This is a genomic window from Paraburkholderia sp. SUR17, from assembly GCF_029536165.1.
Taxonomy (GTDB): Bacteria; Pseudomonadota; Gammaproteobacteria; order Burkholderiales; family Burkholderiaceae; genus Paraburkholderia; species Paraburkholderia kururiensis.
The window spans coordinates 1,472,368-1,487,606 of record NZ_CP120509.1 but is presented as its reverse complement, the minus strand read 5'-3'; the positions used below and the strand labels follow the sequence as shown (position 1 = coordinate 1,487,606).

Sequence of the window (15,239 nt, the reverse complement as noted above, 5' to 3'; positions counted from 1 at the left end):
ATTCATCATCATGAGCCATCAACTGACCATCGAGCCTCTTGGCGCCACCATCGAAGTCGAGGAAGGACAGACGATTCTCGACGCCGCGCTGCGCCAGGGAATCTATATCCCGCACGCCTGCGGTCATGGGCTGTGCGGCACGTGCAAGGTCGAGATCCTCGACGGAGAGGCTGATCTGGGCGACGCCAACCCGTTTGCCCTGATGGACTTCGAACGCGAGGAGCGCAAAGCACTGGCCTGTTGTGCCACGCTCACCAGCGACGCCGTGATCGAAGCCGACGTGGAAGAAGATCCGGATGCCGAAGTGATTCCGGTGAAAGACTTCACCGCCGAAGTGTCGCGTATCGTCCAGCTCACGCCGACCATCAAGGCCATTTATCTGCGGCTCGACGACGCGTTCCACTTCCAGGCGGGACAGTACGTGCAGCTCGAGATTCCGGGCCTGCATCAAAGCCGTGCGTTTTCCGTCGCGAATGCACCGGCCGACGTTGCAGCCACCGGCGAAATCGAACTGAACGTGCGGCAGGTTCCCGGCGGCGTCGGCACGGCTTATCTGCACGAGCAACTGGCGGTGGGGGACAGGGTGACGTTGTCCGGTCCTTACGGCCGCTTCTTCGTGCGCAAGTCGGCACACGTGCCCATGATCTTCATGGCGGGCGGTTCGGGGCTGTCGAGTCCACGCTCGATGATTCTCGATCTGCTGCAAGGCGGAGCGACCGAGCCCATCACGCTGGTCTACGGTCAGCGCAATGCGGCCGAACTGTACTACGACGACGCGTTTCGCGAACTGGCCCGGCAGTACCCGAACTTCCGCTACGTGCCGGCTTTATCGGAAGGCGGGGCAGGAACGGCGATGCAGGCGCACGGCGTCGTGGCGCATGGCTTCGTCCACGAAGCGGCGAAGGCGCATTTCGACAACAACTTCGCGGGGCACAAGGCGTACCTCTGCGGGCCGCCCGCCATGATCGACGCGTGCATCACGACGCTCATGCAGGGACGGCTCTTCGAAGGCGACATCTACCACGAGAAGTTTATTTCGGCGGCCGATGTGCAGCAGGTGCGCAGCCCGCTCTTCAGGAACGTCTGACATGAACGCGAGCGAGCCGAAGGTTGCGATAACCATCGCGCAGACAGGCGAGCATTACCCCTGCGCCGTAGACGAGTCTCTGCTTGCGGGCATGGCGCGCCTGGGGCGCCGGGGCATTCCCGTCGGCTGCCTGAACGGCGGCTGCGGCGTGTGCAAGGTGCGCGTGCTGCGCGGCGAAGTGCGCAAGCTGGGGCCAGTCAGCCGGGCGCATGTGAGCGTGGAGGAAGAGGAGGCCGGCTACTCGCTGGCTTGCCGGATCGCCCCGCAAGGGGACGTTGAGCTGGAAGTGGCCGGCAAGATGCAAAAGCCGTTTTTCAAGGGATTCGCCTGCGAGGCATCCCGTAGTGGTACCGACTAGACAGGAACGGAGGAGAGACACCATGGGTGTGATGCGAATCGGCCATGCCAACCTGCGGGTAATGGACATGGATGCGGCGCTCAGGCACTACCAGAACGTGCTGGGCCTGAAAGAGACATACCGCGATAACGCGGGCAACGTGTACCTGAAGTGTTGGGACGAATGGGACAAGTATTCGCTCATTCTGAGCCCGTCCGATCACGCGGGCCTGAACCACGTAGCCTACAAGGTGGAGAACGACGCCGATCTGGACGTGTTGAAGGAACGCATCGAGGCCTACGGCATTCGCACACAGATGCTGCCCGAAGGCACGCTGCCCGCAACGGGCCGCATGCTGCAGTTCAACCTGCCGAGCGGCCACGACCTGCGCCTCTACGCACACAAGGAGCAAGTGGGAACGGACGTCGGATCGCTCAACCCCGATCCGTGGCCTGACGACATCAAGGGCTCCGGCGTTCACTGGCTCGACCACTGTCTGCTCATGTGCGAACTCAACCCGGAAGCGGGCATCAACCGCGTGGCCGAGAACACGCAGTTCATGAAAGAGTGTCTCGACTTCCACCTGGCGGAGCAGGTGATGGTGGGACCGGGCAACAGCATTCAGGCGGCAACGTGGCTGTTCCGCAGCTCGACGCCGCATGACATCGCGTTCGTGGGCGGACCGACGAACGGTCTGCACCACATCGCGTTCTTCCTCGACGACTGGGCCGACGTGTTGAAGTCAGCAGACGTCATGGCGAAAAACAAGGTGAAGATCGACGTAGCCCCCACACGTCACGGCATCACGCGCGGCACGACCATCTACTTCTTCGACCCGAGCGGCAACCGCAACGAGACCTTCGCTGGGCTGGGCTACATGGCGCAGCCGGACCGTCCCGTCACCACGTGGACCGAAGACCACCTTGGCCGCGGCATCTTTTTCCATTCAGGCGAGCTAAACGAGGCCTTCACGAGCGTCTACACCTGAGGGCATCGCGCTGCTGCCGGAACCCGTTGTTTCCGGCAGCAGCCAATCTTCCGGTTTCATGAACGAACACGAACACATTGCATAAACGATCATGCTGACGACAGAACCCAAGGCCGCGTCGCACGGTGCGAGCGCAGCCACCGCCGATGGCGGCATCCCACTGATCCGAAACTTCATCGACGGCGAGTATCTGGACGGTACGCGCTGGTTCGACAAGCGGTCGCCGCTCAATCACGCCGTGATCGCCCGCGTGGCGGAAGCGGGCCGCGAGCAGGTGGATGCCGCGGTGCAGGCCGCACGCGCGGCCTTGCACGGGCCGTGGGGCACGATGACCGTGAGTGAACGCGTAGACGTGCTCTACGCGCTGGCCGACGGCATCAACCGCCGCTTCGACGACTTTCTCGCCGCGGAAGTGGCCGACACCGGCAAGCCGATGAGCCTTGCGCGGCACATCGATATTCCGCGCGGTGCGGCGAACTTCAGGGTCTTCGCCGACGTCGTGAAGAACGTGCCCACGGAGTTCTTCGAAATGTCCACGCCGGACGGCGCGGGCGCAATCAACTACGCCATGCGCCGCCCCGTTGGCGTGGTGGGTGTGATCTGCCCGTGGAATCTGCCGCTGTTGCTCATGACGTGGAAGGTGGGGCCCGCGCTCGCCTGCGGCAACACGGTGGTGGTGAAGCCTTCAGAGGAAACGCCGCAAACGGCCGCGTTGCTCGGTGAAGTTATGAATGCCGCCGGTGTGCCGCGTGGGGTCTATAACGTCGTGCACGGTTTCGGTCCCGGGTCGGCAGGCGAGTTTCTGACCACGCATCCGGGCGTCAACGCCATCACCTTTACCGGCGAGACGCGCACGGGCGCGGCCATCATGAAGGCCGCCGCGGACGGCGCACGGCCGGTGAGCCTCGAGATGGGCGGCAAGAACGCGGCCATCGTGTTCGCCGACTGCGATTTCGATGCGGCCGTGGAAGGCACGTTGCGTTCGTGTTTCGCCAATGCGGGGCAGGTATGTCTTGGCACCGAACGCGTTTATGTGGAGCGGCCCATCTTCGAGAAGTTCGTCGCGGCCCTCAAGGCCGGTGCCGAAGCGCTGCGCATCGGTTTGCCCGACGACCCGGCGACGGGTCTTGGACCGCTCATCAGCGAAGAACACCGCCGCAAGGTGCTGTCGTACTACGCGAAGGCCGCCGAGCTGGGCGCGACCGTCGTGACGGGCGGCGGCGTACCCGACATGCCAGGCAACCTGAAAGAGGGGGCCTGGGTGCAGCCCACGCTCTGGACCGGTCTGGGCGACGATTCGCCCATCGCCCGCGAGGAAATCTTCGGCCCGTGTGCGCTCATCATGCCGTTCGATTCCGAACAGGAAGTGATTCGGCGTGCCAACGACAATCCGTATGGGCTTGCCACGGCGATATGGACCACCCACCTCGCGCGCGCGCATCGCGTGGCGGCTTCCATCGAGGTGGGCATCGCGTGGGTCAACTCGTGGTTCCTGCGCGACTTGCGCACACCGTTCGGCGGCGCGAAGCAGTCGGGCATCGGCCGGGAAGGCGGTGTGCATTCGCTCGAGTTCTATACGGAGCTCAAAAACGTGTGCGTCAAGCTGTGACGCACGCAATTTGATCAACCTGCCACCAGGAAGATTCATGGAATCCACGTTGATTGCCGAGCTTGGCGACAGGCTCTACGGTGCGTTGAACGCGCGCGAAACGATTGCGCCGCTGAGCGATAGTTATCCCGACATGTCCATCGACGACGCCTATCACGTCCAGCAGCGCATGGTGCAGCGCCGGCTGGACGCCGGGGAAACGGTCGTGGGCAAGAAGATCGGTGTGACGTCGAAGGCGGTCATGGACATGCTCGGCGTCTATCAGCCCGACTTCGGTTATCTGCTCTCGGGCATGGTGTATGGCGAGGGCGAGAGCATTGCCGTGGACACGCTGATCCAGCCCAAGGCCGAAGGCGAGATTGCCTTCGTGTTGAAGAAAGACTTGCTTGGCCCCGGCATCACCAACGCGATGGTGCTGGCCGCAACCGAATGCGTGATGCCGTGTTTCGAGATAGTCGATTCACGCATTCGCGACTGGAAGATCCGCATTCAGGACACCGTAGCGGATAACGCATCGTGCGGTGTGTTCGTGCTCGGCGATCGCGCGGTCTCCGCACGTGCCGTGGATCTCTCGACCTGCGGCATGGTGCTGGAAAAGAACGGCGAGGTGATCGGCACCGGCGCAGGCGCGGCAGCGCTCGGCTCGCCCGTCAACGCCGTCGCCTGGCTCGCCAACACGCTCGGGCGCCTCGGCATTCCGCTCAAGGCCGGCGAAGTCGTGCTCTCCGGCGCACTAGCCGCCATGGCGCCCGTCAAGGCCGGCGACAACTTCCGCCTTTCGCTTGGCGGCATCGGCGCGTGCTCGGTGCGCTTCGGCTGAACCTCATCGTCATTCAAAGGACATTTCCCATGACACAGAAAATCCGTTGCGCGTTGATTGGCCCGGGCAACATCGGTACGGACCTGCTCGCGAAACTGCAGCGCAGCCCGGTGCTGGAGCCCGTCTGGATGGTGGGCATCGATCCCGACTCCGACGGCCTCAAGCGGGCCCGAGAACTGGGCATCAAGACCACGGCAGAGGGCGTGGACGGGCTGCTGCCGCACGTGAAGGCCGACAACGTACAGATCGCCTTCGACGCCACGAGCGCCTACGTGCACGCCGAAAACAGCCGCAAGCTCAATGAACTCGGCGTGATGATGATCGACCTCACGCCGGCGGCCATTGGTCCGTACTGCGTGCCGCCCGTCAATCTCAAGGAGCACATCGGCAAACGCGAGATGAACGTCAACATGGTGACGTGCGGCGGCCAGGCCACCATTCCGATGGTGTATGCCGTCTCGCGCGTGCAGCCGGTGGATTACGCGGAGATCATCGCGACCGTGTCGTCGCGCTCGGCCGGGCCGGGCACGCGCAAGAACATCGACGAGTTCACGCGCACCACGGCAGCGGCGGTAGCGCGCGTGGGCGGTGCAAGGCAGGGCAAAGCGATCATCGTCATCAATCCGGCCGATCCGCCGCTCATCATGCGCGACACCGTCCACTGCCTGACGGCGGACGCGCCCGACGAAGCGCGCATCACCGACTCCATTCTCGCGATGATCGAAGAGGTGCAGCGCTACGTGCCCGGCTACCGGCTCGTGAACGGGCCCGTGTTCGACGGCCGGCGCGTGTCCGTCTATCTGGAAGTGGCGGGACTTGGCGACTACCTGCCGCGCTACGCGGGCAATCTCGACATCATGACCGCCGCGGCTGCGCGCACGGCCGAGATGTTCGCCGAAGAACTGCTTGCTGGTCGCATCACGCTTGCGCCCGTGGAAAGCGCGGCTGCCTGATCACCGCGATTCACGGCCCGCACGCATTCGAACATCGCTGAATAAAGGAAACGCCATGAATCTCAAAGGCAAGCGCATTACCGTGCACGACATGACGCTGCGCGACGGTATGCACCCGAAGCGCCATCAAATGACGCTCGACCAGATGCGCAGCATCGCCCAGGGTCTGGACGACGCCGGCGTGCCGCTCATCGAAGTCACGCACGGCGACGGCCTGGGCGGGTCGTCGGTGAACTACGGCTTCCCCGCTCACACGGACGAGGAATATCTCGGCGCCGTGATTCCGCTGCTCAAACGCGCGAAGGTCTCGGCACTGCTGCTGCCGGGCATCGGCACCGTCGATCATCTGAAGATGGCGCACGGACTCGGCGTGCACACCATTCGCGTGGCAACGCACTGCACCGAAGCCGACGTGTCAGAGCAGCACATCACGCTCGCCCGCAAGCTGGACATGGACACCGTGGGCTTCCTGATGATGAGCCACATGAACAGTCCCGAAGGCCTCGTGAAGCAGGCGAAGCTGATGGAAGGGTATGGCGCGAACTGCATCTACATCACTGACTCGGCGGGCTACATGCTGCCCGAAGACGTCAAGGTGCGTCTCACCGCCGTGCGCGATGCGTTGAAGCCCGAAACGGAGCTGGGCTTTCACGGTCACCACAACCTCGCGATGGGCGTGGCGAATTCGCTTGCTGCAATCGAATGCGGCGCAAGCCGTATCGACGGCGCTGCAGCCGGGCTCGGCGCAGGTGCCGGCAATACGCCGCTCGAAGTGTTCGTCGCCGTGTGCGACCGCATGGGCATTGAAACCGGCGTGGACGTCTGGAAGATTCAGGACGTGGCCGAAGATCTCGTGGTGCCCATGATGGATTTCCCCATTCGCATCGACCGCGATTCGCTCACGCTCGGCTACGCCGGCGTGTACGGCTCGTTCCTGCTGTTCGCCAAACGCGCGGGCGAGAAGTACGGCATCCCGGCGCGCGACATTCTCGTCGAACTGGGCCGACGCGGCATGGTGGGCGGCCAGGAAGACATGATCGAAGACACCGCGCTCACGCTGAAGAAAGCGCGCGAACAGGCCGCCCGCAAGGAAGCCGCATGAACCTGCCCATCGACACCATTCAATCGCTCGCGGCGCACCTCGACGAGTGTGCCCTTCATGCGCGCGACACCGTGAAGATCACGGACACCTGGCCCACCATGGACTGGGACGACGCCTACGCCGTGCAGGACGTCATGCGGCAACGGCACATGGCGCGCGGCGCACGGCTCGTGGGTTACAAGGCCGGCCTGACCTCGCACGCGAAGATGCGCCAGATGGGCGTAGAAACGCCCGTGTTCGGCTATCTCATGGACACGTTCGCCATTGAAGACGGCGGTGTCTGCCGCGCAAGCGAACTCATTCACCCGAAGGTTGAGCCGGAAATCGCCTTCGTTACGCGTGCAGAACTGAAAGGGCCGGGCTGCCACATCGGCAACGTACTGGCCGCAACGGACTTCGTTCTGCCAGGCATCGAAGTGATCGACAGCCGTTACCGCGACTTCAAGTTCGACCTGAAGAGCGTGGTGGCCGACAACACGTCGGCCGCGCGCTTTGTCGTGGGTGGCCAGCCGCTTGCGGTGGAAGGCGTGGACTTGCGCACCATCGGCATCGTCATGGAAAAGAACGGGCAGCCGGTTTCGTTCGGCGCGGGCGCTGCCGTGCTCGGGCATCCGGCCGCGGCCATAGCCATGCTCGCTAACCATCTCGGGGCTCGCGGCGAATCGATTCCCGCGGGCAGCCTGATTCTTTCCGGCGGCATCACGGAAGCGGTGGCCGTGGAAGCCGGCGACAACATCACATTGCGCGTCCAGGGGATGGGTTCCACCGGACTGCGCTTCATCTGACAAGGAGGCCATCATGCCGATTGCCCAGCTTTATATCCTGGAAGGCCGCGACGACGAAAAGAAGGAGCGGCTGATCGCCGAGGTCAGCGAAGCGATTCATCGCGCCATCGATGCGCCGCTCGAATCGGTGCGCGTCATCATCGTCGAAATGCCGAAGGAGCACTTCGGCATTGGCGGGCAGAGCGCGAAAAAGCGCGGACGCTGATCACGAGGCGCCGCGTTGCGTGCGGCGCCCATTCCTCTCTTTTGCCGGACTCCTCCATGCAGACCCAACCTCAAGCCGCAAAGAGCATTGTTGCCAACGGCATACGCACCCATTACCACGACATGGGCGAAGGGCCCGTGGTCCTGCTGATTCACGGCTCGGGGCCCGGTGTCACGGCCTTTGCGAACTGGCGGCTCACCATGCCGGCGCTGGCGAAACGGTTTCGTGTGATCGCCCCCGACATGGTGGGCTTCGGCGACACGGAACGCCCGGCGGGCTACCGCTACTCGATGGAAAACTGGGTAGCACACCTGATCGGGCTGCTCGACGCATTGGGCGTGGAGCGCGCGCACGTGGTGGGCAACTCGTTCGGCGGCGCACTCGCGCTCGCCCTGACTGTCGAGGCACCCCAGCGCGTAGGCCGGCTCGTGCTGATGGGAAGCGCAGGCACGCCGTTTCGCATCACGGAGGGGCTGGATGCCGTGTGGGGCTATACCCCCTCGATTGAAAACATGCGCGCGCTACTCGACGTCTTCGCCTATGACCGGTCGCTCGTGAACGACGACCTGGCGAAGTTGCGCTACGAAGCGAGCGTACAGCCCGGTTATCAGGAGTCGTTCTCCAACATGTTCCCGGCGCCGCGCCAGCGGTGGGTGGATGCGCTCGCAAGCCCGGAGCAGGCAATTCGCGCCATTTCGCACGAAACGCTGATCGTTCACGGCCGCGAAGACAAGGTCATTCCGCTCACTTCTTCGCTGCGGCTCGCGGAGCTGATTCCCCGTGCGCAGCTTCACGTGTTCGGCCAATGCGGTCACTGGACGCAGATCGAGCACGCCGCACGCTTCAACCGCCTCGTGACGGAGCATTTCGGCGAAGCGAGCGCATCGCCTTCGGAGGCCGCGTAGTCGAAAGCCCGGAGCACAGTGGTGAGTAGCATCCGTAGTATTACGTATTACTAAATATAGACATAAGGAGACAGATGTGAAAGGCAATGGCATCCGTGTAGCGGTCGCGCTATGCATGGCGGTGTGGGCGGGCCGTTCGATGGCGACGGACGTATTCAACCTGGAAGGCTTCGGCCCTGTCTCGCGCGCCATGGGCGGAAGCGGCGTGGCATACAACGTGGGTCCGGCCGCGATGATGCTGAACCCGGCCACGCTCGGCCTGATGAGCGACGGGCGATATGTCGATCTGGGCCTCGACATCGTCACGACCGACATCAAGGCCACTAATACGGCCACCGGCGAAACAGCGACGTCGGGCAATCACGGCAATAACAACGGCCCGTATTTCGCGCCCGAGACGGCGTTCGTCTACCGCCACGGTCGCTATGCATTCGGCGTGGGCGCGTTTGCGGAAGGCGGGCTGGGCACCCAGTTCGGCGGCAGCAGTTTTCTGTCACGCACCACCACCAACGGCATCGATACCGGCTTCGACAATTTCTCGCGGCTGCTCGTATTGCGCATTCCGTTTGCCCTCTCGTATGACGTGACGGACAAACTGACGGTGGGCGGTTCGCTGGACGCGGTCTGGACCTCGCTGAACCTCGGCATGTTGCTGGACGCCTCGCAGATCGGCACGCTCGCGGCGCAGCGCCGTGCCTCGGGCACGCTGCTTCCCACACTGGCCAGCGTGCCCGGACTCTCGGGCGGCTACATTAATTTCTCGCACAACGGCATAGTGGGGGGCGGCGCCGACGCCTGGGGAATAGGCGGCAAGCTGGGCCTCACGTATCGGCTCACGCCGGACACCGTGCTGGGCATGGCATACAACTTCAAGACGCACGTGGGTGATCTGGGCGGCCATGCAACGTTGTCCGCCGTGAGTTCCGTTGCCGGGAATATTCCGCTCTCGGGCGAAGTAAGGGTCCACAACTTCGAGATGCCGGCGCAGTTCACGGCGGGCATCAGCCACCGCTTCAACGAGCACTGGAGCGTTTCGGCCGACTACCAGCGCGTGTTCCTCGCCAGTGTGATGAAGGACATCAACGTGACCTTCGTGCAGTCGGGCACCGGGGCGAACCTCAATCTGTCGTTGCCGCAGAATTATCGCGACATCAACGTGTTCGCGATTGGCGCGGAATACCGCTACAACGCGAGCCTCGCGTTCCGCGCGGGCTTCCACTACGCGCAGGAGGCCATTCCGAACAACACGCTGTTCGCGGTCATACCGGCCATTCCCACCACGAGCCTGACGGGCGGCGTCTCGTATGCGTTCGGCAAGAACGATCAGGTGGATTTCGCACTGTCGTATGCGTTGCAGAAGACCTTGACGAATGCGAGCCAGCCGAACACATCCGTGCCGATCAAGGTGACTCACTCGCAGCTCAACGCGGCAATGGCCTGGCAAAAGCGGTTCTGAAGCACGGCGCCGCCTCGTCCTACATGAGGCGGCGCTGTGCGCAATATCAGGCGCGGTCCACGGGAATGCCGTATTTGCGCAGGCGATAGGCGAGCTTCGGGCGGCTGATGCCGAGCACACGCGCAGCAAGCGAAAGATTGCCGTTCGCCTCCGCCACGGCCGCGCGCAGCATGGCGGCCTCCGTCTCGGGCAGTCCCGGACGGCTTGCGCCGGCCAGCGCGGGCGGCACAGCCTCGACCGGTTCGTTCAGAAGACCGATGTTGCCGCTGCGCTTCAGAATGAACGACGAGACGTCGATCTCCTCGCCCGTCGTGAAGAGATGGCACAGGTCGAGCGCGCCACCGTCTTCGGCCAGAATCACGGCGCGCTCGATCATGTTTTCGAGTTCGCGCACGTTGCCGGGCCAGTCGTAGTTGAAGAGGGCGTCCACCGCACGTTCGCGGAACCCCGTGATGTGCTTGTCGTGCTTCTTGGCAAGGCGCTGAAGAAACCAGTTCATCATCAGCGGAATGTCGTCGCGGCGGTCGCGCAGCGGCGGAACGTGAATCGGAAACACGTTCAGGCGGAAGAACAGGTCTTCGCGAAAGAGCCCGGCTTTCACGGCTTCCCGCAGATTGACGTTGGTTGCCGCCACCACTCTCACATCGATCTTGCGCGTGCGCGTGTCGCCCACGCGCTCCAGTTCACCTTGCTGGAGGGCGCGCAGCAGCTTGCCTTGTGCCGTGTAACTGAGCGTGCCGATTTCGTCGAGAAAGAGCGTGCCGCCGTTGGCCCGTTCAAAGCGGCCGGCGCGTGACGACGTTGCCCCGGTATAGCCGCCGCGCTCCACGCCGAAGAGTTCGGACTCCATGAGATGTTCGGGAATGGAGGCACAGTTCACGGCCACGAACGGCCCGTCGGCGCGCTTGCTGAGGTTGTGCAGGTTGTTGGCAAACACCTCCTTGCCGACGCCGCTTTCGCCGAGAAAGAGCACGGTGGCCTCCGTGGGCGCCACCTTGTTGACCATGTGGCACACCGTGTTGAAGCCGGCGGAAATGCCGACCACGCCAACGCTGTGTTCGGGCGCCTCGGCAATGCGTTCGGCAACGCGATTGGCGGTGGGCTGGGCGGCTTGCGGTTCCAGCGACCATTTCGCGAAGTCGCCGATCTGCAGGAAGCGCAGATCGTCCTGCGGGTCTTCCCAGTCTTCCACCGGCTTGCCCACCACGCGACATTTTGCGTGCCCCATGCCGCGGCATTCGATTTCGCGCCACAGAATAGGGCGCCCCATGAAGGCGCTCGTATAGCCGCAGGCGTAGCCGGTCAACATCCAGCAAACCGCTTCGTTGCCGATGCCATAACTTGCGATGTGCGTTTCAGCCTCGGCACAATCGATCAGATAGAAGTCGCCGAAGTAGTGCCCGCGTCCCACGTCGATATCGAGCGCGATGGGTTCGCAATGCACGATGCCTTCAAGCGAGACCAGTTGCGGGCCGGCGAGAAAATCGTCGTAGCTGTTCGACCCCGCGCGAACCTTGCGCGTCATCGCGGCGTCGCGTGTGCCCGCCTGATAGCCGATGCGGGTCACGAGACCGCGTGCGGTTTCCTTGCCGAGGCTCTCGATCAATTCCTGGCGCAGCGCCCCGAGCGAACTGATGTGCATGAGCATCATGCGCTGGTCGTCCAGCCAGATGCGGCCTTGCTGAGGCGCGAAACGCAGGCGTTTCGCGAGATCGTGAATAGCCGGAACGCGGACCTCTTTCGACCGCTTTCCGTCTGGTTTGCCGTTCGCGAAATGAGCGGACGGGTCCATTGGCGAGGCGGTATGACTGGCCCCGTGCGTGTGGCGTTTCGGCATGCTGGCTCGCTCGCTTCCGGATGGGCGTTCGATGCCGTGAAGCGTGGGCGGGCGATCGTCCGATCGCCCGCAGGCCGCGCCGGAAGCTGGGAATCGTGATGGGTGTGCTCAGGTTACGCTTCCCGGCTCGCCGTGGCGATTGGTGTAAATACGCGATTTACGCGATGGCGGCCGTCAGACGAAACGGTCGAAGTGGATCTGATCGAACGGCACGCGATGCCGCTGCATCAGCATCTCCTGCACGGCTTCGATCATGGGTGGCGGACCTGCGAAATAGAACGCGTACTGGTCCAACGGCAACGCGAGGGCGCGTTCCACTTCGGCATGAATGAAACCCGTTGCCCCAGCCCACGGCGGTTCCGGCTGCGGCGACGAGAGCACGACCGAGGCAGACAGACGTTCGTGCGCGAGTGCGTCGATCTCCGCCGCGGCACCCAGATCGGCCTGCGTGCGGGCCCCGTAGAAGAAATGCACGCGCGGCCCTTCCGGCTGCGCCAGGGCACCGCGCGCAACGGAGAGCATGGGCGCAAGTCCCGATCCGCCCGCAATGCAGACGATCTCGCGTGAGGCGTCGTCGCGCAGATGCGCATGACCGTAGGGGCCGTCGATCGTAATGGACTCGCCCGTCTTCAGCGCATCGAACAGGCTGTTGCTGCCGGCGCCGCCAGGCACGCGGCGAACGATGAACTGCCAGATGCCGTCCTCGTTCGGGAGATTGGACATCGAATAGGCGCGGGCGCCTTGCACGTGCGGCGGATAGAGCAGGGCGTATTGGCCCGCGCGGAACGATGCATCGCCGGGTGCGCGGAACGTGAACTCGCTCAGGTCGGGCGTGAGCACCCGGCTCGCCTCCAGCGTGGCTTCACGGCGAACCGGCGGCACGACGGGGCGATAACTCTCGTCGCAGCGCACGCGTATCGTGCAGTCGCCAAGCGGGCGCGACTGACAGGCGAGGCGCTTGCCGCGCTTGTGGTCGCGCTCCGTGAGGCCAGGCGCCTCTGGCCAGAGCGTTTCCATCGTTCCTGCGACGAGTTCGAAACGGCAGGCCCCGCAGCCACCCACACTGCATTCGTGCGGCAAGCCGACGTCGGCACGCAATGCACCGCGCAGCAAGGTGTCTTCGTCGGCGCCGACGCTGAACTGCGCGCCGCCTTCGATCGTGATGTGATGTTTCATCGATTGCTTCCGTTCGTTCGCGGCCGGCTTGCGCCGGCCTTCGCTCACAGACCCATCGCGCGTCTGAATTCACGCGTGGCGGCCTTCGCCGACGCGGCTGCATCCGGCGCATCGGGCAGGGCGGCACACCAGGCGTCGATGGCGTTGTCGGCGAGCGGCTCCCACTTGCTCACCCAGTTCGTCAGCACGGCGTGATTGCCGTCCTGCTCGAGTGCCATGCGCACGAGCGCGGTGGCCCAGCGTCGATGCCGTTGCGCGTCGAGGAGATGAGCATCCGTGATGAGTCCCAGCAGCGTGTCGCCGTTGTGACGCGCTGCGGTGCCTAATGCGCGCAGCACGGTTTCTTCCACCGCGGGGCGCACGACGAGACTCAGGGCAACGAAGTTTTCGGCCCAGTCCCACGCCGTGAGCGCTTCTTCCACCACCCTGCGCCACCCTTGCCATGCCGGGTCTTGCTCCCAGTAGCGCCGCTCTTCGGTGCCGAGGCCCACGTCGGTGAAGGTCTGCATGAGTTCCTTCGTCCGGTACGCCGTGTGCGTGAGCCAGCGCAGCGAGTCAGCGGTCTGGTAGGCGGCGCAGTTCGAGATGGTGGAGGCCGGCGCCATCTGCGTGAGATAGGCGGAGCCCATCTGCAGCGCGTGGAACAGGAAGCGCGCCGGCGTGTAGAGGCGGGCGAGCGTGCCGGCCCACGTCGGTGCGAGCATGGTGTCGTGCCCGCGTGCCGAGAACTGATCGAGCAGGCCGAACACATAGGTTTCCTGACCGTCCTGCAGCATGTTGTAGGTGCGGTAGACGATCTCGTCCGGGTCGCGGAACGCGTTCCAGTCGGCGTGCTTGAGCGGCGACGCGTTGCGGTACTGCTTGAACCATTGCGCCATGCCGAAGTTCGGGTCGAGTTCGAACGGCGCGTCGGGGTTGTCGGTCGTGTAGTGCAGATTGGTGGACACGATCTCGTACTCGCTCGGCTTGCGCCGGCGCGTAGCAAGGTGGCTCCACGTTTTCAGGGGTTTGAGAACTTCGGGTTGAGTCATGCTCGTCTCCGGTCAAAGCGTTTTTTCGTAATAGAAGCGCACGTAGTCGTCGGTCGTTTCGATGCGGCCGGAAAACGAGCTGAGGTTCACTTCGAGTTCGGACATCCTGAAGGGTCTGCCCAACGTCTCTTCGAGCGTCGCGCGGCGCAGAATCAGTTCGCCGTCCGCATAGATGCGAACGTAGGCGAGCTTGTCGTCCACGCAGATCGTTTTGTCGGGATTGTCTTCGTGCGCTGCCTCGATGACGCCGGTGGTAATGCTGCTTGCGCGCAGCACGGGGCCTACGCGGTTGTTGCGGTAGGCCTCGCCTGTGTTGTCGGTGGTCATGGGTGTTCCTTCGGAGTCAGGAATGAGCGAAGAGGGGCTCGACGCCCTCGACGGCCACGAAAACATCGTCGCCTTCGATCTTCACGGCGTATTCGGCGAGCCGGCAGTCGCCCGGGTTGATGCCCTTGCCGGTGTTGGCGTCGAAGGTCCATTGGTGGGCCCGGCACATCAGCACGCGGCCGTCGAACTTGCCTTCCACGAGCGGGATGTCCTGGTGCGGGCAAATGCCCTGGAACGCGCGCGGTTCGCCGCCTTCGGGGCGCACGAGCACGATCACGTGGCCGTCCACTTCCGCTTCGGTCATCTCGCCTTCCCAGAGGTCGTCGAGCGTGCAAACTTTCTGGAACGTCATGTCGGCCTCAGTTTTCGCAAAAGATGAATTCGAGCGTTTCCATGGGGCGAATGTCGGTCTCTTCGAGCTTCGCATCGCGGGGAAAGAACGCTTCGCTGCCCTGGCGGCGCACGCGCACCACCTTGTCGGGCTGGGGCGCAACACGCCGGCCCACGGAATGGTGTGCCGCCGCGGCGGCTACCTCGTCCATCGTATTGCCGGTATCCACGGCCACGAGTTGCAATACGAAGTCGTACTGAAAATTGGAAATCACAGGGAAAAGTGCCATG

At 63.8% G+C, this 15,239-nt stretch carries 17 protein-coding genes; 11 read left to right on the top strand and 6 right to left on the bottom strand.

Annotation, left to right across the window (positions count from 1 at the left end; translation table 11 throughout):
• Positions 1–10: 10 nt before the first annotated feature.
• From P2869_RS24040 to P2869_RS23990, 11 genes are all read left to right on the top strand, one after another.
• Positions 11–1,087 (top strand): 2Fe-2S iron-sulfur cluster binding domain-containing protein, encoded by a 1,077-nt coding sequence (locus P2869_RS24040; RefSeq protein WP_277599783.1) that lies wholly within the window; start codon positions 11–13, stop codon positions 1,085–1,087.
• A 1-nt stretch (position 1,088) separates the two neighbouring features.
• A complete protein-coding gene (locus P2869_RS24035) occupies positions 1,089–1,445 on the top strand; it encodes a 2Fe-2S iron-sulfur cluster-binding protein (protein ID WP_017775859.1) in 357 nt (118 codons plus the stop codon).
• 22 nt (positions 1,446–1,467) lie between these two features.
• Positions 1,468–2,412 (top strand): catechol 2,3-dioxygenase, encoded by a 945-nt coding sequence (locus P2869_RS24030; protein WP_126878223.1) that lies wholly within the window; start codon positions 1,468–1,470, stop codon positions 2,410–2,412.
• A gap of 91 nt (positions 2,413–2,503) precedes the next feature.
• Complete coding sequence (locus tag P2869_RS24025) at positions 2,504–4,021, top strand: 2-hydroxymuconic semialdehyde dehydrogenase (protein WP_277599782.1); 1,518 nt, start codon at positions 2,504–2,506, stop codon at positions 4,019–4,021.
• A gap of 37 nt (positions 4,022–4,058) precedes the next feature.
• Positions 4,059–4,841: a 2-oxopent-4-enoate hydratase gene (gene dmpE, locus P2869_RS24020; protein WP_277599781.1), complete on the top strand. Its 783-nt coding sequence runs from the start codon at positions 4,059–4,061 to the stop codon at positions 4,839–4,841.
• 29 nt (positions 4,842–4,870) lie between these two features.
• Complete coding sequence (locus P2869_RS24015; protein WP_017775863.1) at positions 4,871–5,794, top strand: acetaldehyde dehydrogenase (acetylating); 924 nt, start codon at positions 4,871–4,873, stop codon at positions 5,792–5,794.
• A 55-nt stretch (positions 5,795–5,849) separates the two neighbouring features.
• Complete coding sequence (gene dmpG / locus P2869_RS24010; RefSeq protein ID WP_042301710.1) at positions 5,850–6,896, top strand: 4-hydroxy-2-oxovalerate aldolase; 1,047 nt, start codon at positions 5,850–5,852, stop codon at positions 6,894–6,896.
• Positions 6,893–7,681: a 2-oxo-3-hexenedioate decarboxylase gene (dmpH, locus tag P2869_RS24005; RefSeq protein ID WP_277599780.1), complete on the top strand. Its 789-nt coding sequence runs from the start codon at positions 6,893–6,895 to the stop codon at positions 7,679–7,681. Before dmpG ends, dmpH begins: the two co-directional genes overlap by 4 nt.
• Before the next feature lie 13 nt (positions 7,682–7,694).
• Positions 7,695–7,886, top strand: a complete 192-nt coding sequence (locus tag P2869_RS24000; protein ID WP_042301712.1) for a 2-hydroxymuconate tautomerase — start codon at positions 7,695–7,697, stop codon at positions 7,884–7,886.
• Between the two features lie 56 nt (positions 7,887–7,942).
• Complete coding sequence (locus P2869_RS23995) at positions 7,943–8,791, top strand: alpha/beta hydrolase (protein WP_277599779.1); 849 nt, start codon at positions 7,943–7,945, stop codon at positions 8,789–8,791.
• Between the two features lie 76 nt (positions 8,792–8,867).
• Positions 8,868–10,247: an outer membrane protein transport protein gene (locus P2869_RS23990; protein WP_277599778.1), complete on the top strand. Its 1,380-nt coding sequence runs from the start codon at positions 8,868–8,870 to the stop codon at positions 10,245–10,247.
• A 46-nt stretch (positions 10,248–10,293) separates the two neighbouring features.
• Here the strand turns inward: P2869_RS23990 and P2869_RS23985 are convergent, their stop codons facing one another.
• The 6 genes from P2869_RS23985 to P2869_RS23960 all read right to left on the bottom strand — a co-directional run bounded on the left by P2869_RS23985 (position 10,294) and on the right by P2869_RS23960 (position 15,238).
• On the bottom strand, positions 10,294–12,039 hold the full coding sequence (locus tag P2869_RS23985) for a sigma 54-interacting transcriptional regulator (protein WP_017775869.1): 1,746 nt from the start codon (positions 12,037–12,039) through the stop codon (positions 10,294–10,296).
• Between the two features lie 219 nt (positions 12,040–12,258).
• Positions 12,259–13,260: a 2Fe-2S iron-sulfur cluster-binding protein gene (locus tag P2869_RS23980; protein WP_277599776.1), complete on the bottom strand. Its 1,002-nt coding sequence runs from the start codon at positions 13,258–13,260 to the stop codon at positions 12,259–12,261.
• 44 nt (positions 13,261–13,304) lie between these two features.
• On the bottom strand, positions 13,305–14,291 hold the full coding sequence (locus P2869_RS23975) for an aromatic/alkene monooxygenase hydroxylase subunit beta (protein WP_277599775.1): 987 nt from the start codon (positions 14,289–14,291) through the stop codon (positions 13,305–13,307).
• 12 nt (positions 14,292–14,303) lie between these two features.
• A complete protein-coding gene (locus P2869_RS23970) occupies positions 14,304–14,618 on the bottom strand; it encodes an MmoB/DmpM family protein (RefSeq protein ID WP_017775872.1) in 315 nt (104 codons plus the stop codon).
• Positions 14,619–14,634: 16 nt separating this feature from the next.
• Positions 14,635–14,970: a Rieske 2Fe-2S domain-containing protein gene (locus tag P2869_RS23965; protein ID WP_017775873.1), complete on the bottom strand. Its 336-nt coding sequence runs from the start codon at positions 14,968–14,970 to the stop codon at positions 14,635–14,637.
• Positions 14,971–14,977: 7 nt separating this feature from the next.
• Complete coding sequence (locus tag P2869_RS23960) at positions 14,978–15,238, bottom strand: toluene-4-monooxygenase system B family protein (protein WP_017775874.1); 261 nt, start codon at positions 15,236–15,238, stop codon at positions 14,978–14,980.
• Position 15,239: the final 1 nt, after the last annotated feature.